We start from the raw sequence: 16,851 nt of genomic DNA, 5'->3' as shown, positions 1-16,851 counted from the left end.
GCCGGGGCAGATGGCTTACACTTGAGTCATCTGCCTGTTTTCCGGAGCCACCATGCGTACGCTTATTCTGCTGCTGGGCCTGCTGCTGAGCGGCTGTGCCGCACTGCACACCACGCCACAACCCCCGCCAGCGCCCACCACTCAGGCGCAGGAGATCACCCGCGCGCAAAGCTATGGCCTGCCGAAGCTTGGCACCGTCAGCGCCCATTCACGCGGCTCGCCGGATGATGTGCAGCGTGCGATCGCTGCACGCGCCAATCAGAGCGGTGCGGTTTACTATCAGATCCTGATGGTCGATGAGACCACCATGCCTGGCTTCTGGTATGCCACCGCCATTCTGTACGGCGCGCCCTCAGGCGGCAGTAGCACGCTGCAGTAAGCGTGCGTTCAGATCATCACTCAGCGCCTGCGCCGGGCGCGATGAGAGATAACGCGCGCACCAGCTGTCTGCCAGCGGCGGTTCTGCCGCTTTCAGCAGCACCGCGGCACTCGCCAGCCGAATCAGCATGTCGCTAACCTGCCGTGCCTGCTCTTCGCGCAGATTGCCGAGCTGCAGCCGCAGCTGACGCCAGCAGCGATCGAAGTGGCGATTGCTGCCCTTCACCGCATCAAACTCATCCTGCAGCATGCTAAGCACCTCTGCATGCCGTCCCAGTACACGCAGCACATCCAGGCACATCACGTTACCCGAGCCCTCCCAGATGCTGTTCACCGGCATCTCGCGATACAGGCGCGGCAGTTCACTCTCTTCGCAGTAGCCAATGCCGCCCAGCACCTCCATGGCTTCAGCCACAAACGGCATACCGGCTTTGCAGATCACGAACTTGGCCGCCGGAGTGAACAGGCGTGCATACAGCCGTTCATGCGCGCTGGCTGGCGTTGACCAGGCGCGCGCCAGACGCAGCAGCAGTGCGGTTTGTCCCTCCAGCTGCAGTGCCTGCTGCGCCAGCACCGCGCGCATCAGCGGCTGATCGCTAAGGTTTTTGCCCATCACCTGGCGCTGACCGGCGTGATGCAGCGCTATCGCCAGCGCGCGTCGCATCTGGCCGTGGCTGCCGAGCGCACAGTCAAAGCGCGTCATACCGCCCATTTTCAGGATCAGCCGCACGCCATCGCCCTCCTCACCCATCAACCAGCCGAAGGCATCCTGAAACTCCACTTCGGCACTGGCATTGGCGCGGTTGCCCAGCTTGTCTTTCAGGCGTTCAAGACGAATGGCGTTGCGCGTGCCGTCCGGCAGCAGGCGCGGCAGAAAGAAGCAGCTCAGCCCGGCGGCGGTCTGCGCCAGAATCAGGTGCGCGTCGCTTTGCGGCACCGAGAAGAACCATTTGTGGCCGGTGATGCGCCAGGGTTCGCCCGGCGTACGCGTGCCAGGCGGTTCGGCGCGTGTGGTGTTGCTCAGCACATCGGTGCCGCCCTGCTTCTCCGTCATGCCCATGCCAATCAGCAGGCCGCGCTTCTGGCTGCCGGGCAGATGATGCGCATCATACCGATCGCTCAGCAACCGATCGTGCCAGTCGGCGTAGGGAGCGGGCAGATGGGTTTGCAGCAGCGGGATCGCGGCGTGAGTCATGGTTACCGGGCAAAGTGAACCGGCTTCCACCTGCGCATGCAGAATGAAACGCGCCGCGCGCGCCACCATGGCGCTGCCCTGCACGTCAGGCTGCCAGCTCAGGTTATGTAACCGGCTGGCGCACACGCCCTGCATCAGCAGATGCCAGGCAGGATGAAAGCGCACCTCGTCGAGTCGCTCACCGCGCGCGTCGTAACGCAGCAGCTCCGGCGGCTGCGCATTGGCCAGGCGACCTAATTCCAGTGACTCCGCGCTACCGAGCTGCAGGCCGACGGACGCCAGCCATTCGCGGTCCCAGCCGGCCCCTTCACGCACTACCGCCTCGCACAGCGCGCTGTCGCCGGTGAAGAGATTACTGTTGCTGAGCGGAGATGGTTGATTGAATACGCTGTGAGTGGTCCAGGCCATGGCACTCTCCTCTCCTGTTGCCCGTACTGATGTGGCTATAAGTATGGAGAGGATGTGCAGTTATGCCTGGTACAGCTGAGGTTTTGCGGCGGCGATCACGCCTGGCGCTGACGCACCGCTTCGAACAGACAAACGCCGGTGGCCACTGAAACGTTGAGGGAAGAGACGCTGCCGGCCATCGGGATGCTGATCAGCTCATCGCAGTGTTCGCGCGTCAGGCGGCGCATGCCCTCTCCTTCCGCACCCATCACCAGCGCCATCGCGCCGGTCATTTTGCTCTGATACAGCGTGTGGTCTGCTTCACCGGCCGTGCCGACGATCCAGACGTTGTACTCCTGCAGCAGACGCATGGTGCGCGCCAGATTGGTGACGCGAATCAGCGGCACGTTTTCCGCCGCCCCGCTGGCGACTTTTTTCGCCGTGGCGTTGAGCGGTGCCGAACGGTCTTTCGGCACGATCACCGCATGCACACCCGCCGCATCGGCGCTGCGCAGGCAGGCACCCAGGTTATGCGGATCGGTGACGCCATCCAGAATCAGCAGGAACGGCTGATCCAGTGAAGCCAGCAAATCCGGCAGATCGCCTTCCTGATAGTTTTTACCCGGCTTAACGCGCGCCACGATACCCTGGTGCACGCCGCCTTCGACCTGGCCGTCGAGCCACTGGCGGTTGGCCAGCTGAATCACAATTCCCTGAGCTTCCAGTGCGGCGATCAGCGGCTGCAGGCGGCGGTCATCGCGGCCTTTAAGGATAAAGACTTCCTGAAAACGCTGGGGATCACGCTCCAGCAGCGCCTGCACGGCGTGAATGCCAAAAATTATTTCACTCATTACTTTGCTCAAGGTTGGATGTATATCATTGAATACAGAACATTAATCAGGCTGCGCGTTGGGGCGCAGCCTGCGAAACAGGTTGAGCAAGGTGCGTCAGCGCTGACGCACCTGGCCGCTGGCGGGTGAAGAGGCCATCAGGCTTCGCTGGCCTTCTTCTTCACTGCGCGCTTCGCCTTGGTTGCGGCGGCGATTTTACGGGTTTTTTCGGAGACTTTTTTGCTTTTTTTCTCGCTTTTATTCGCCGCAGCCGGCTGCTTCTCACCGCGGAAAGCGGCGTCCGGCTCAAAGTTGCCCTTGCGACCCGCATCGCGGCGCCGCTTCGCCGGTGGCTTGCCGCCACGCTTCTCACGCTCGCGCGCGGTTTTCCCTTCACCGCGCGGTACGCGTTTGCTGGAGATCAGCGCGAAATCGATCTTGCGCTCATCCATGTGCACCGCGTCAACGCGCACTTCCACCGCATCACCCAGACGGTAAGTGCGACCGCCGGATTCGCCAATCAGACGCTGGCCCACCGGATCGAAGCGGTAGTAATCATTGTCCAGCGTGGAGACGTGCACCAGGCCATCAATGAACAGATCGTTGAGACGAACAAAGAAGCCAAAGCCGGTCACGCTGGAGATCACGCCGTTGAATACGTTACCCACCTGATCCTGCATAAAGTCGCACTTCAGCCAGTCGGCCACATCGCGCGTCGCTTCATCGGCACGGCGTTCGGTCATCGAACAGTGCTGACCCAGCTGCAGCATCTGCTGCATATCGTAGTGATAACCACCGGTTGGCGTGGTGTTGCCTTTTACCGTGCCCTGCTCTTTAGCCAGCAGGTACTTGATGGCACGGTGCAGCAGCAGATCCGGATAGCGACGGATCGGCGAGGTAAAGTGCGCATACGACGCCAGCGCCAGGCCAAAGTGACCGCGGTTTTCCGGATCGTACACCGCCTGCTTCATCGAACGCAGCAGCATGGTTTGCAGCATTTCAGCATCCGGACGGTCGGCAATCTGCGTCAGCAGATCGGCATAATCGATCGGCTGCGGTTTCGACCCACCCGGCAGGCTGAGGCCCAGCTCGCCCAGCACGGTACGGAAGCTGGTGATGCTGTCTTCGCTCGGGCGATCGTGATCGCGGAACAGCGCCGGCTCCTGATGTTTCTCAACGAAACGCGCGGAGGCGATGTTGGCCAGAATCATGCACTCTTCAATCAGCTTGTGCGCATCGTTACGTACGGTGCGCTCCACGCGCTCAATGCGGCGCTCAGCGTTGAAGATGAATTTGGCTTCGTCGGTTTCAAACGAGATGCCACCGCGCTGTTCGCGGGCGGTTTCCAGCACCTCATACATACGGTGCAGCTCTTCGAGGTGCTTCACCTGCGCCGCATACTGTTCACGCAGCTCCGGGTTGCCCTGCAGAATGCTCCACACTTTGTTGTAGGTCAGACGCGCATGTGAGTTCATCACCGCTTCGTAATGTTTGAAGCCGGTGAGTTTACCGCTGGCCGAGATGGTCATCTCGCACACCATGCACAGGCGATCCACCTGTGGATTGAGTGAGCACAGGCCGTTCGAGAGGATCTCCGGCAGCATCGGTATCACCTGCGACGGGAAGTAGACCGAGGTGCCGCGCTGCTGCGCTTCGTTATCCAGCGCGGTGCCGGGACGCACGTAATAGCTGACGTCGGCAATCGCCACCCACAGGCGCCAGCCGCCGCCGCGTTTTTTCTCGCAGTAAACGGCGTCATCGAAGTCACGCGCGTCTTCACCGTCGATGGTCACCAGCGGCAGTTCACGCAGGTCGACGCGGCCTTTTTTCGCCGATTCCGGTACCTGCTCTTTCAGTCTGGAAATCTCTTTCTCGACTTCTTCCGGCCATGAGTGGGGAATTTCATGGGTGCGCAGCGCCATATCCACGGCCAGACCGGTGCCCATGTTGTCGCCGAGAATTTCAGTAATTTTGCCAATGGCTTTGCTGCGGCGCGTCGCGCGCTGCACGATTTCCACCACGACCACCGATCCCATGCGCGCATTCAGCGTCTCTTCCGCCGGGATCAGAATGTCAAAACTCAGACGGCTGTCGTCCGGTACCACGAAGCCGGTGCCGGCATCGGTGAAGTAGCGGCCAACAATCTGGCTGTTGCGCGGTTCCAGCACGCGTACCACGCGCGCTTCACGCCGCCCTTTGCGGTCGGAGCCGCCCGGCTGGGCGAGGATGACATCACCGTGCAGGCAGAACTTCATCTGCTCCGCCGAGAGGTAGAAGTCATCTTTCTGACCATCAACGCGCAGGAAGCCGTAGCCATCGCGATGGCCAATCACTTTGCCGCGCAGTAAATCCAGACGCTCCGGCAGGGCGTAGCACTGGCGACGGGTGAACACCAGCTGGCCGTCACGCTCCATGGCGCGCAGGCGGCGACGCAGCGCTTCAAGCTGATCTTCGCTGGTGATGTTTAACTCTTCGGCGATCTCTTCGCGACTCGCCGGCTTTTCACGCTTTTCTAATAGCGCGAGGATAAATTCCCGACTGGGAATAGGATTTTCGTACTTTTCAGCTTCTCTATCCTGAAAGGGATCTTTTGACATTACGGTTCCTCCGATGTCATTTATGTGGAATTGCCACCGGCGGTTCGGACAATAAGATGTGGTAAAGCGAATCGTTGTTTTGCACCAGGTCGGCGAGCGTATATTTATCCAGTTCCTGCAGGAATAGCTGGACCGCATTATTCAGCGCACTACGCAGGCGACAGGCGGGATTTATCGCACACTCTTTACAGTTTACCAGCTGCAAAGGCTCCATTTTTCTCACGACATCGCCAATGACGATTTTATCCGGGTCCATGCCTAAACGAATTCCGCCGTTTTTACCGCGTGTCGCGGCAACAAAGCCTGCCCGGCTCAGTTGATTGATGATCTTAACCATATGGTTACGCGATACCCCGTAGGTATCGGTGACTTCGGTAATGTTGGTCTGCTGACCTTGCGGCAATGTCGCCATGTAAATCAGGGCGCGCAGACCGAAATCGGTAAAACTTGTTAGCTGCACATGTACCTCAGTGAATCATCGATATTGTTGTTATAACGCCCGTGAGCGCTTCGATTAACATTGATGATAAACCAGTGTGGAAAACCCGGAGCGCTTTTTTCCTGCAACACCCGAAACCAGCAGGAAAAAATGAAGTGAGCGGAGTCAAAGAGCAGATAAACGAAGGCCGGACAGTGTCCGGCCTGCAAAACGTGATTAAGCGTCGAACGGATCGCGCAGAATCATGGTCTCACTACGGTCGGGACCGGTTGAAATAATATCAATCGGCACGCCAGTCACTTCTTCAACACGTTTGATGTAATCACGTGCTGCCTGCGGCAGGCCTTCCAGTGTTTTAACACCAAAGGTGTTTTCACTCCAGCCCGGCAGAGTTTCATAAATCGGCTCGATGCCTTCCCAGCCTTCAGCGGCCAGCGGCGTGGTGGTCATCTCGCGGCCATCCGGCATACGGTAACCGACGCAGATTTTCACCTCTTTCAGGCCATCCAGCACGTCCAGTTTGGTCATGCAGAAGCCGGACAGGGAGTTGATCTGCACCGCGCGGCGCACTGCAACCGCATCCAGCCAGCCGGTACGACGACGACGGCCGGTGGTGGCACCGAACTCGTTACCTTTCTCACACAGGAACTCGCCGGTTTCATCAAACAGTTCGGTCGGGAATGGACCGGCACCAACGCGGGTCGAGTAAGCTTTGACGATGCCCAGCACGTAATCCACGTAGCGTGGACCGATACCTGAACCGGTCGCCACGCCACCAGCAGTGGTGTTGGACGACGTCACGTACGGATAGGTACCGTGGTCGATATCCAGCAGCGTACCCTGCGCGCCTTCGAACATGATCAGGTCGCCACGCTTACGCGCGCCGTCCAGCAGTTCAGACACGTCGACGACCATGCCGGTCAGGATGTCGGCCACCGCCAGTACATCGCTCAGCACTTTATCGTAGTCTACTGCATCTTCTTTGTAGTAATTCACCAGCTGGAAGTTGTAGAAATCAACGATCTCTTTCAGCTTCACGGCGAAGGTTTCTTTGTTGAACAGGTCGCTGACGCGCAGACCGCGACGGGCAACTTTATCTTCGTAGGCTGGGCCGATACCACGACCGGTGGTACCGATAGCTTTGGCACCGCGCGCTTTTTCACGCGCCAGGTCCATCGCCACATGGTATTGCAGAATCAGCGGACAAGCTTCAGAGATCAGCAGACGTTCACGTACCGGCACACCGCGCGCTTCCAGACCGTTCATCTCTTTCATCAGGGCTTCAGGCGACAGCACAACACCATTACCAATGATGCTGGTGACGTTTTCACGCAGGATGCCAGAGGGAATTAAGTGGAGGACGGTTTTCTCACCGTTGATGACAAGTGTATGGCCTGCATTGTGGCCACCCTGGTAACGCACAACATATTTCGCGCGTTCAGTCAGAAGGTCTACGATCTTACCTTTACCTTCATCACCCCATTGGGTGCCCAGTACGACGACGTTCTTACCCATTTTCTAAAATCACCGATTGCTTAAAAATGGATTCTACCATCGGATTTTCACTCTTTCAGCACTTTTAGCATACGATTGCGCTGTTTTTTGCCTGAGTTTTGATCACTACAACATGTTGGGGGCAATGCTCTGCAGCAGACACAATTTAGCCGTGCGGCAGCGCGCAGATTTTTGCTCAGCCATTCGCGTGCGTGCTCAGCATGGCGTAAATCACCACGCCCGCCACCACCAGCCCGCCGCCAAAACGGTGCAGTATACGGTCCGGTAACTGCGTCATCGCCAGAATCATGCGACGCCACAGGCGCGGCAGCAGCATCGGTCCTAATCCCTCCAGCACCAGCACCAAAGCCAGCGCCATCCAGACGGTTGTGTTCATTCTGTTTTCCCAAAAAAAAGGCCGACATCAGTGTCGGCCTCAAGGTTATAACAGTTATTAACGCGAGACGTTAGTTGGCGCCTTCATATAGCGGAAGAAATCGCTATCCGGGCTCAGCACCATCACGTCCTGATTGTCCGCGAAGCTGTTCTCATAGGCACGCAGGCTGCGGATAAAGGCGTAGAAATCAGGATCCTGGCTGAAGGCGTCGGCGAACAGCTTGGCCGCTTCACCATCCCCTTCACCACGGCTGATCAGCGCCTGACGCTGCGCTTCTGCCAGCGTACGGGTTACCTGATAATCGGCCTGGGCGCGCAGTTTTTCCGCCTCTTCCTGACCCTGTGAGCGCTGGCTACGTGCTACCGCTTCACGCTCGGCGCGCATACGGTTGTAGATCGCGTCCGACACTTCGGTCGGCAGGTTGATCTGCTTGATGCGCACGTCGACCACCTGAATACCCAGCGCCGCCATACTGTTCGGGTTTGGCGCTGGCTCATTGCTGTTGGTCTCGCGCTCAACGCGGGCAGCCGCGCTGGCAATCGCATCGTCAGCGGCTGGCGTCTGCACTTCGTCGTCATTGCCGGCACTGCCGGTGTTCAGCGCATCGCGTACGTCGGTAGTCAGACGGCCACGCGAGTCGGTGACGATATCTTTCACATCAAGACGGCCCATTTCTGAACGCAGACGGTCGCTGAACTTACGTTTCAGCAGTACTTCCGCCTGAGATACATCGCCACCGCCAGTCGCGAGGTAGTAACGGCTGAAATCGCTGATGCGCCACTTGATGTAAGAGTCAACAATCAGGTCTTTCTTCTCTTTGGTGACGAAACGATCGGCCTGGTTATCCATGGTCTGGATGCGCGCATCCAGCGACTTCACGGTTTCAATAAATGGAATCTTGAAGTGCAGGCCCGGTGCGTACACCTGCGGCTTGTTCTCATCATCACGCAGCACTTTACCAAAGCGCAGCACGATACCGCGCTGGCCTTCCTGCACCACGAACAGTGAGGCGTACAGCACCACCAGAACAACAATAATTACGGCGATGATTGGCTTACGCATCGATTACTCCCTCCCTTCGCGCTGGGTATCGTTACGCAGCGCATTGGCGCGACGCTGATCCATGATGCTGTCCGGACTGTAGGATGAAGTGTCGCCGCGGCCGGCATTGCTGCCCGGTGACGACGGTAACTTCATCAGATTGGCATTGTTCTGACCGCTCTGGCCGCCTGCCTGGCCGCCACGCATCAGCTGATCCAGCGGCAGCACCATCAGGCTGTTGCCACGGTCGTTAACCAGCACTTTGCGGGTATGGCTGAGCACGCGCTCCATGCTTTCAATGTAGAGACGTTCTTTGGTGATCTGCGGTGCGGCTTTGTACTCCGGCAGCAGACGCGCGAACCGCGCCACTTCACCCTGCGCTTCCAGCACAGTCCGCTCTTTGTAGGCGCGCGCCTCTTCAAGAATACGCTGCGCCTGGCCGTTAGCACGCGGCTGCACTTCGTTGGCGTACGCTTCAGCTTCACGCACGTACTGCTCGCGGTTTTCGCGGGCGGCAATCGCATCGTCAAACGCGGCTTTGACCTCTTCCGGTGGACGCGCCGCCTGGAAGTTGACGTCAAGCAGCGTAATACCCATGTTGTAAGGACGAATGGTTTCGTCGATTTCACGCTGGGTATCGCTACGCACGACGGTACGGCCTTCGGTGAGGATACGGTCCATGGTCGAGCGGCCAATCACGCCGCGCAGCGCGCTGTCAGTAGCCTGACGCAGGCTGTCATCGGCACTGGTCACCGCATACAGGTAGCGCTCCGGATCGGTCACGCGGTACTGCACGTTCATCTCCACGCGCACCACGTTCTCGTCCGAAGTCAGCATCACGCCAGATGCCGCCAGCTCACGCACCGCTTCGACGTTGACGGCCCGCACCTGATCGATAAAGGTCGGTTTCCAGTTGAGGCCAGGCTCAACCAGATGGCTGAATTTGCCGAAACGCGTCACGACCCCGCGTTCCGCTTCTTTAATGGTGTAGAAACCACTGGCTGCCCAGATGACCACTGCCGCCACGGCGACAATGCCAACCAGTTTGCCACCGCTGCCGCCGCTGCGCTGGCCGTTATCGCTCTGTTTGCCACCGCCCAGTCCGCCGAGTTTTTTACTCAGCTTACGGAAGATATCATCCAGATCAGGAGGTCCCTGATCGCGACCTCCTTTATTTCCCCCAGAGTTGCCGCCTTGGTTATTGCTGCTTCCCCACGGGTCGCGGTCCTGTCCGTTATTTCCGGGCTGATTCCACGCCATGTCTCTACTCCATTTATTGTATATAAGTTTACCCTGCCACGTGCCGGGCACGTCTTGGGGTAAATGAGTTGGGCAACGGTCAAACAATATAACTGGCGAGCTGCGGTTCCTGCTTGCACAAGCGGCGCCAGTCAACAATCGGCATTCGCACCTGCAAACCTACGCAGCCATCTTCTTCATTCCACTCTTTTTCAATCGCCTGCAGCTGATAGAAGCGGCTGCGCAGGCGGCCCGCTTCCGGCGGCAGACGTAAATCATACTGCGCCACTTCACCGGCTAAGCGCTCGGACAGCGCCTGCCACAGCAGCGGCAAACCGGCACCGCTCTGCGCCGACAGCCATACGCGCGTCGGCCGGTTCTCTTCGTCGCGATCGATACGCGGCTCAAAGCCATCCAGCATATCGATCTTGTTCATCACCAGCAGCACCGGAATCTCATCGGCTTCAATCTCTGCCAGCACTTCGTTTACGGCGTCGATGTTGTCATTGACGCGCAAATCCGCGGCGTCAATCACGTGCAGCAGCAGCGACGCCTGACGGGTTTCCTGCAGGGTGGCTTTAAACGCCGCCACTAAGTCATGCGGCAGGTGACGGATAAAGCCTACCGTATCCGCCAGCACCACTTCGCCGACATCGGCCACATTCAGGCGGCGCAGCGTCGGGTCCAGCGTGGCGAACAGCTGGTCGGCAGCATATACGTTGGCTGAAGTGATGGCGTTGAACAGGGTGGATTTGCCGGCGTTGGTGTAGCCCACCAGGGAGACGGTCGGCACATCGGCTTTCGCACGCGCCTGACGTCCCTGCTCACGCTGTTTTTCCACGCGTTCAAGGCGGGACAGAATCTGGCTGATGCGGCCGCGCAGTAAGCGACGGTCGGTTTCCAGCTGGGTTTCACCCGGTCCACGCAGCCCGATACCGCCTTTCTGCCGCTCAAGGTGAGTCCATCCGCGCACCAGACGGGTGGCAAGATGGCGTAACTGTGCCAGCTCGACCTGCAATTTCCCTTCATGGGTGCGGGCGCGCTGGGCAAAAATATCGAGAATTAAGCCGGTGCGATCGATTACGCGACATTCGCACAGCCGCTCAAGATTACGTTCCTGAGCAGGGGATAAGGCATGATCGAATAAAACGACCGATGCTCCACTCGCTTTCACCGCATCGGCAATTTCAACTGCCTTTCCTTCACCGACAAAATATTTGGGATGTGGCGCTTTACGGCTGCCGGTAATCACTTGCAGCGCATCGACGCCCGCAGAAGAGACAAGAGTTTCAAACTCCTGCAAATCTTCCAGCTCTTTGTCTTGGGAGAACCAGATGTGTACCAGTACGGCCTGCTCACCGGCATCATAACGGTCAAACAAGCTATAACCTCGCTAAAATAAAATAACCAGGACGGGAAAACGCACTCGCTCCCCAGCCCTGGCTTTACGGCCGTGCAGAATTACTCTGCGTTATCGCCGTCTTGTTGTGGCTGCGACTGAGCGCCCTGGTTGCTTCCGCCATGGTGGTAGTTACTGCCACCGCTGCCGCCCGCGTTGTTGCTATGGTGCGAAACCGGACGAGAAGGAACCACTGTAGAGATGGCGTGCTTATACACCATCTGGCTTACCGTGTTTTTCAACAGAATGACGAACTGATCAAAGGATTCAATTTGTCCCTGCAGCTTAATACCATTCACCAAATAGATCGAAACCGGTACACGTTCACGACGCAATGCGTTCAAAAACGGGTCTTGTAATGATTGCCCCTTAGCCATTCTATCTTTTCCTTATATGCTTGTTGTTTGTTACTTTGTGAACCGTGGTTCAGAAAAACTGCGTAAAAATTTGCGCACGATAACGGACCAATTGTACACAATCATCCCTGCTACGCACTAACAACCTGAAGCACCGCATTACGCGCTAATTCTGGCGCGTCACTGTCTAACCAGTGGACGTCGGGCCAGCCACGTAACCAGGTCATCTGGCGTTTAGCGAGCTGCCGGGTGGCGCAAATTCCCCGATAAACCATTTCGTCGTAATCGATTTCGCCAGACAGATAAGACCACATCTGACGGTAACCAACACAGCGAATGGAAGGCATGTCCGTATGCAAATCACCTCGTGCAAACAGTGCCCGAGCCTCCGCTTCAAAACCTGACGCTAACATCTGGTCGTAACGCAACGCGATGCGCTGGTGTAACAGTTCGCGGCTCGCCGGAGCGATAGCAAACTGGTACACATCGTAGGGTAACGCTTCACCGGCCGTTTTTGTCAGTTCCGTTAAAGTTTTACCCGAAATAAAAAAAACTTCCAGTGCTCGCGAAAGTCTCTGCGGATCATTCGGATGAATACGACTACCGGCGACCGGATCGATTTCACACAGCTGGCGGTGCAGGGCTTCCCAGCCTTTTTCCGCCGCCATTTGCTCTATTCGCTGACGCACTTCCGGATCGGCCGAGGGCAGCGGCGACAATCCTTCCAGCAACGCTTTGAAGTAAAGCATGGTTCCACCAACAAGCAGCGGAATCTTACCTTTTTGGGTAATCTCCGCCATTTCTGCCAGCGCATCGCGACGAAACTCAGCAGCGGAATAGCTCTCCGCCGGGTCGCGAATGTCCAGCAAGCGATGGGGTGCCTGCGCCAACTCCTGTGCCGACGGTTTCGCCGTGCCAATATCCATCCCGCGATAGATTAAGGCAGAGTCAACGCTAATAAGTTCCACCGGAAGTTGCTGACGCAGCGCAATGGCTAATGCCGTCTTACCGGAGGCGGTCGGTCCCATCAAAAAAATTGCCTTTGGCCGGCTAGCCTGGTTCAGTTCACTCATGCTTCAACGCGTTTAGCGCGCTCTCAATCTCAAGGGTCTGTAACAGACCTGAAGGCGGCGATTTCAGCAGATGCGGGCAGAGCCGTTCGAGCTCTGCCAGCAGCGTGATCGCCTGCGAGTGATTCCAGTGAGGTCCTGCCGCATCGTCGCGTCGCGCCAGCCACTGGGCCAGTGCGGAAGCAGAAACCTCTTGCTGCCGGGCGAGATAGCCTAACAGGTCTGGAATCAAGATTTGTAAATTTTGTGTTCGTAACGGTAAAGGGACAGCGCGCAGCGTCACATGCTGTCCTTCCCGTTGTAAATCAATGCCCATCTGGCTTAACAGCGCCGCCTGGGCAGCAATCACGCTTAACTCTTCGTGAGCGATTTTCAGCCGTACCGGGATCAGCAGCGGCTGCGGTTTGAGCCCCTCATCGCCGGGTTGCAGCTGGGCCTGTTTGAGCCAGCGCGCCGCTACGCTTAATGACAGCAGCTGCAAGGTCTCCCCGCGCTCCAGCAGCGCATAGCGCTCGCGCACCACGCTGAGCACCCGGCCAAAACTTTGCATATGGGCGGCCAGCGGCGCTTCACGCGCGGGTGCCGGGCGTGGCGCGGGCGCGGGTTCAGCGGCCGGTACGCGTGGCGTCTCCGCCGCCGGTGTTTTTATCAGCTGCTGATAAACCGCCCCTTCACGCGCGCGATAGCCCGGCTCTTTCGGCTGCCACTGGCCGCCCGTGCCGCCGGATGCCGCACTGCCACCGCTGCGCGCGCCGGTTGCCGGCTGAGCAAAGTGATTTGTCCCGGCGGCCTGGCGGTTTTCCGGCTGCCACTGCGGCGGCGGCTCTTCGGCATGGGCCAGCGGCAATTCGGCGCTGCGACTGGCCTGCAGCACGCTCATCACACCCTGCCAGATAAAGTCATGTACCAGCCGCGACTGATGAAAACGCACCTCGTGCTTGGCGGGATGCACGTTGACATCCACCTGGTGCGGGTCAATCTCCAGATACAGCACATAGGCTGGCTGCTGATCCTCACCGAGCTGGGTTTGATAGGCCTGGCGGATGGCGTGATTAATCAGCTTGTCGCGCATCATGCGACCGTTAACGTAGCAGTATTGCAGGTCGGTAACCTGACGCGACCCCGCCGGATCGGCCACCCAGCCGCGCAGCGCCAGATCGTCGTGCTGCCAGTCAATGCGCAGCGCGTGCTGCATGAAAGGTGTCCCGCAGATGGCGCCAAGACGCCGCTCGCGCTGCGCCTCCTGCGTCACGCCGCGATACTGACGCACCAGCTTGCCGTTGTGCGTCAGCGAAATGGCAACGTCGAAACGCGCCAGCGCAATGCGGCGAATCACCTCATCAATATGGGTGAACTCGGTCTTTTCGGTGCGCATGAATTTACGGCGGGCAGGCGTGTTGTAGAACAGATCGAGCACTTCCAGCGAGGTTCCCACCGGGTGGGCGGCGGGTTTGACCGTCACCGCCATATCGCGCCCTTCGGCATAGGCCTGCCAGGCTTCCTGCTGATCGGCGGTGCGCGACGTCAGCGTCAGGCGCGACACCGAGCTGATACTCGCCAGCGCTTCGCCGCGAAAGCCGAGGCTGACAATCGCCTCCAGATCATCCAGCGAGGCAATTTTGCTGGTGGCGTGGCGGGCCAGCGCCATCGCCAGTTCATCTCTGGCAATGCCGCAGCCGTTGTCGCGGATGCGGATCAGCTTTGCACCGCCTTTCTCAATATCGACCTCAATGCGTGTCGCTCCGGCATCAAGGCTGTTTTCCACCAGCTCTTTTACGACCGAGGCCGGGCGCTCAACCACTTCGCCAGCGGCAATCTGGTTCGCCAGCTGAGGCGGTAAAATCTGTATTGGCATGGTGGTGATCCTTATCAGGTATGGGCTGCGCGCAGCCCCTCATCAGGATTGTGGAATCTTTAAATTTTGCCCCAGCATCACGTTGCTCGACTTCATGTTATTCGCCTGCATGATGGCTTTCGGGCTGACGCCGTACTTCGCGGCAATCGCCGTCAGCGAATCACCGCGCACCACTTTGTGCCGCGCCGGACGGCTGGCCGCGCTGCTGACGACGGAACCGGCCGGCACTTTCAGCCGCTGGCCGACCCACACCACATCGCGCTTCAGGTTATTCAGCTCGCGCAGCGTCGCCATGCTGACCCTGTATCGCGCGGCGATGCCGGACAGCGTCTCGCCGCGCGTCACGGTATGACGCTGGGTAGCACCGGTGTACTGCACGGTGCCGGTCGCCGGGTTGCTGGCGACGCTAACCGCTGGTGCGCGATCCAGCGGCCGGTTTTCCTCCTTTGGGACCGATTGCAGCGGATGCGCGAGGAAATAGTTACGCAGTCCTTTGTAAATCGACTGGGCAATCTTTTCCTGATACGCGCTGCTGCCTAGCAGCCGCTCCTCCCCGGCGTTACTGATAAAGCCGGTTTCAACCAGTAAAGAAGGGATGTCCGGCGAACGCAGCACGCCGAGGCTGGCATGTTCCGGCAGACGTTTGTGCAACGGCGTTACGCCGCGCAGCTGCTGCAGCACTTTAACCGCCACGTCATAGCCGACGCGCTGTGAATGGCCAAACTGCAGATCCAGCACCGCCTGGCTCAGGTAGGGATCGGCCTGGCTGTTCGCCAGCAGATCGCCCGCGCCGCCCAGCAGCTCAGACTGTTTCTCTTTCTGCTCCAGCCAATTAGCCATTTCGCTGTTGGCGCGACGGTTGGACAGCACCCAAACCGAAGCCCCGGTAGCAGAGTGATTCGGTGCGGCGTCGGCGTGAATCGATACCAGCAGGTTAGCGTTCTCTTTACGCGCCACCTCGGAACGGCCCATCACCGAAATAAAGTAGTCGCCGTTACGCGTCAGCACCGGTTTAAACATCGGGTCCTGATCCATCAGCGCCTTGAGCTTCCGCGCGATGGCGATGGTGACATTCTTTTCATGTAAGCCGTGCTGGCCCGACGCGCCAGGATCCTGACCGCCGTGTCCGGCATCAATCGCCACGATCACCGCATCATTACGGCTGACAGCACCGCCCGGACGTACCGTGGTGTTGCTGCTGGTCACCGCCGTCACCGGATTGGCGTTGAACGGATTGCCCTGGCTGGTTGTGGCGCTGTCGCTCTGGCGCGCACGCGTCACCGGTGCCGCCGCGGTGGTGCGTCTGGCCGGCTGGGTGCCGCTGATGGTGAAGACCACGCGGTACTGATTGCCGTCGCGCTGCGTACTGGCGCGCGTTTTCGCCGCCTGGGTCAGCTCAAACACCAGCCGGATGCTTTGCTTATCCTTCGGCTGGCTATTACGAATCCGTTTAACGATGTTTTCGCCGCTAAAGTTGAGCGGCAGCCCCTGAATATTGCCGCTCTGGCGAATATCCAGCACCACCCGGTTCGGGTTGTGCAGCGGAAAGAAGCCATACACCGGCTGGCCGTTGAAGCTCAGGGTCACCGTCGCCTGGCTGTCGCCGTTATCGACTTTGATATCCGATAGTGTCGCGGCCAGCGCCGACGAGGAGAACAGACACAGCAGGGCGAGCATCATCCCGGTAACGCGTGACATCATGCCGGTTCCCTGCCCTGCTGAAACTGCTGCAGCAGCGTATCGCCCAGCGGCGAATGCGCGCTGATTTCCGCTGCGCGCGCGCTGGCAACGTAGCTTAGCGTCAGTGCCAGATCCGGCTCTGGCAGCACACCCGCGCCCTGCTGCGGCCACTCAACCAGGCACAGCGCGTCGCCGCTGAAGTAGTCACGGATGCCCATAAACTCCAGCTCTTCCGGGTCGGCGAGGCGATAGAGATCGAAATGGTACAGACTGCGGTCGCCCAGCTGATAGGGCTCAACCAGCGTATAGGTTGGACTTTTGACGTTGCCCTGATGGCCAAGCGCCTGCAAAAAGCCGCGGCTGAAGGTGGTTTTACCGGCACCCAGATCGCCATACAGATAGATCACCACCGCGCTGCTGCAAACGCGGGCCAGTTGCGCACCCAGATTCAGGGTTGCCGCCTCATCGGGCAAAGGAATAACACAGGTCTTCAT

Annotated in this window: 15 protein-coding genes; 1 reads left to right on the top strand and 14 read right to left on the bottom strand. The window is 58.9% G+C overall.

Annotation, left to right across the window (positions count from 1 at the left end; all coding sequences use genetic code 11):
• Positions 1-52 precede the first annotated feature (52 nt).
• Positions 53-379: a biofilm peroxide resistance protein BsmA gene (bsmA, locus tag C1N60_RS02075; protein ID WP_021509754.1), complete on the top strand. Its 327-nt coding sequence runs from the start codon at positions 53-55 to the stop codon at positions 377-379.
• Here the strand turns inward: bsmA and C1N60_RS02070 are convergent.
• From C1N60_RS02070 to tsaE, 14 genes are all read right to left on the bottom strand, one after another.
• On the bottom strand, positions 353-1,981 hold the full coding sequence (locus tag C1N60_RS02070; protein ID WP_394521317.1) for an isovaleryl-CoA dehydrogenase: 1,629 nt from the start codon (positions 1,979-1,981) through the stop codon (positions 353-355). The genes bsmA and C1N60_RS02070 overlap by 27 nt on opposite strands.
• A 95-nt stretch (positions 1,982-2,076) precedes the next feature.
• The gene (rlmB, locus tag C1N60_RS02065; protein ID WP_021509756.1) at positions 2,077-2,811 is read right to left on the bottom strand and encodes a 23S rRNA (guanosine(2251)-2'-O)-methyltransferase RlmB; all 735 of its coding nucleotides are present in this window, start codon (positions 2,809-2,811) and stop codon (positions 2,077-2,079) included.
• A gap of 137 nt (positions 2,812-2,948) precedes the next feature.
• Positions 2,949-5,387, bottom strand: a complete 2,439-nt coding sequence (gene rnr / locus C1N60_RS02060; RefSeq protein ID WP_021509757.1) for a ribonuclease R — start codon at positions 5,385-5,387, stop codon at positions 2,949-2,951.
• 16 nt (positions 5,388-5,403) lie between these two features.
• Positions 5,404-5,847 carry a nitric oxide-sensing transcriptional repressor NsrR gene (gene nsrR / locus C1N60_RS02055; RefSeq protein ID WP_150360360.1) on the bottom strand — a complete coding sequence of 148 codons (444 nt, stop codon included), beginning with the start codon at positions 5,845-5,847 and terminating at the stop codon, positions 5,404-5,406.
• Between the two features lie 195 nt (positions 5,848-6,042).
• Entirely contained in the window at positions 6,043-7,341 is a 1,299-nt protein-coding gene (locus tag C1N60_RS02050) for an adenylosuccinate synthase (RefSeq protein WP_058759868.1), read from the bottom strand.
• A gap of 175 nt (positions 7,342-7,516) precedes the next feature.
• The gene (locus C1N60_RS02045; RefSeq protein ID WP_031280157.1) at positions 7,517-7,717 is read right to left on the bottom strand and encodes a DUF2065 domain-containing protein; all 201 of its coding nucleotides are present in this window, start codon (positions 7,715-7,717) and stop codon (positions 7,517-7,519) included.
• Between the two features lie 57 nt (positions 7,718-7,774).
• Positions 7,775-8,779, bottom strand: a complete 1,005-nt coding sequence (gene hflC / locus C1N60_RS02040; RefSeq protein ID WP_021509761.1) for a protease modulator HflC — start codon at positions 8,777-8,779, stop codon at positions 7,775-7,777.
• Between the two features lie 3 nt (positions 8,780-8,782).
• Complete coding sequence (gene hflK, locus C1N60_RS02035) at positions 8,783-10,018, bottom strand: FtsH protease activity modulator HflK (RefSeq protein WP_021509762.1); 1,236 nt, start codon at positions 10,016-10,018, stop codon at positions 8,783-8,785.
• 79 nt (positions 10,019-10,097) lie between these two features.
• Entirely contained in the window at positions 10,098-11,378 is a 1,281-nt protein-coding gene (gene hflX / locus C1N60_RS02030) for a ribosome rescue GTPase HflX (protein ID WP_021509763.1), read from the bottom strand.
• 80 nt (positions 11,379-11,458) lie between these two features.
• Positions 11,459-11,773 (bottom strand): RNA chaperone Hfq, encoded by a 315-nt coding sequence (gene hfq / locus C1N60_RS02025; RefSeq protein WP_010618006.1) that lies wholly within the window; start codon positions 11,771-11,773, stop codon positions 11,459-11,461.
• A gap of 110 nt (positions 11,774-11,883) precedes the next feature.
• Entirely contained in the window at positions 11,884-12,825 is a 942-nt protein-coding gene (gene miaA / locus C1N60_RS02020; RefSeq protein WP_031280158.1) for a tRNA (adenosine(37)-N6)-dimethylallyltransferase MiaA, read from the bottom strand.
• Positions 12,818-14,677, bottom strand: a complete 1,860-nt coding sequence (gene mutL / locus C1N60_RS02015; RefSeq protein WP_394521316.1) for a DNA mismatch repair endonuclease MutL — start codon at positions 14,675-14,677, stop codon at positions 12,818-12,820. The genes miaA and mutL overlap by 8 nt, the downstream gene beginning before the upstream one ends.
• A gap of 42 nt (positions 14,678-14,719) precedes the next feature.
• A complete protein-coding gene (amiB, locus tag C1N60_RS02010) occupies positions 14,720-16,375 on the bottom strand; it encodes an N-acetylmuramoyl-L-alanine amidase AmiB (protein ID WP_394521726.1) in 1,656 nt (551 codons plus the stop codon).
• The gene (tsaE, locus tag C1N60_RS02005; protein WP_059012451.1) at positions 16,375-16,851 is read right to left on the bottom strand and encodes a tRNA (adenosine(37)-N6)-threonylcarbamoyltransferase complex ATPase subunit type 1 TsaE; all 477 of its coding nucleotides are present in this window, start codon (positions 16,849-16,851) and stop codon (positions 16,375-16,377) included. The genes amiB and tsaE overlap by 1 nt, the downstream gene beginning before the upstream one ends.

The organism is Pantoea sp. SGAir0184 (assembly GCF_043544755.1).
This window is presented reverse-complemented; position numbering and strand designations above follow the sequence as displayed.

Bases quoted from the DNA above. Each gene is read 5' to 3' on its own strand.
- mutL (WP_394521316.1), bottom strand. From the start codon at position 14,677: ATGCCAATACAGATTTTACCGCCTCAGCTGGCGAACCAGATTGCCGCT.
- C1N60_RS02050 (WP_058759868.1), bottom strand. From the start codon at position 7,341: ATGGGTAAGAACGTCGTCGTACTGGGCACCCAATGGGGTGATGAAGGT.
- miaA (WP_031280158.1), bottom strand. From the start codon at position 12,825: ATGAGTGAACTGAACCAGGCTAGCCGGCCAAAGGCAATTTTTTTGATG.
- amiB (WP_394521726.1), bottom strand. From the start codon at position 16,375: ATGTCACGCGTTACCGGGATGATGCTCGCCCTGCTGTGTCTGTTCTCC.
- rnr (WP_021509757.1), bottom strand. From the start codon at position 5,387: ATGTCAAAAGATCCCTTTCAGGATAGAGAAGCTGAAAAGTACGAAAAT.
- bsmA (WP_021509754.1), top strand. From the start codon at position 53: ATGCGTACGCTTATTCTGCTGCTGGGCCTGCTGCTGAGCGGCTGTGCC.
- tsaE (WP_059012451.1), bottom strand. From the start codon at position 16,851: ATGAAGACCTGTGTTATTCCTTTGCCCGATGAGGCGGCAACCCTGAAT.
- hfq (WP_010618006.1), bottom strand. From the start codon at position 11,773: ATGGCTAAGGGGCAATCATTACAAGACCCGTTTTTGAACGCATTGCGT.
- hflC (WP_021509761.1), bottom strand. From the start codon at position 8,779: ATGCGTAAGCCAATCATCGCCGTAATTATTGTTGTTCTGGTGGTGCTG.
- C1N60_RS02045 (WP_031280157.1), bottom strand. From the start codon at position 7,717: ATGAACACAACCGTCTGGATGGCGCTGGCTTTGGTGCTGGTGCTGGAG.
- C1N60_RS02070 (WP_394521317.1), bottom strand. From the start codon at position 1,981: ATGGCCTGGACCACTCACAGCGTATTCAATCAACCATCTCCGCTCAGC.
- hflK (WP_021509762.1), bottom strand. From the start codon at position 10,018: ATGGCGTGGAATCAGCCCGGAAATAACGGACAGGACCGCGACCCGTGG.
- rlmB (WP_021509756.1), bottom strand. From the start codon at position 2,811: ATGAGTGAAATAATTTTTGGCATTCACGCCGTGCAGGCGCTGCTGGAG.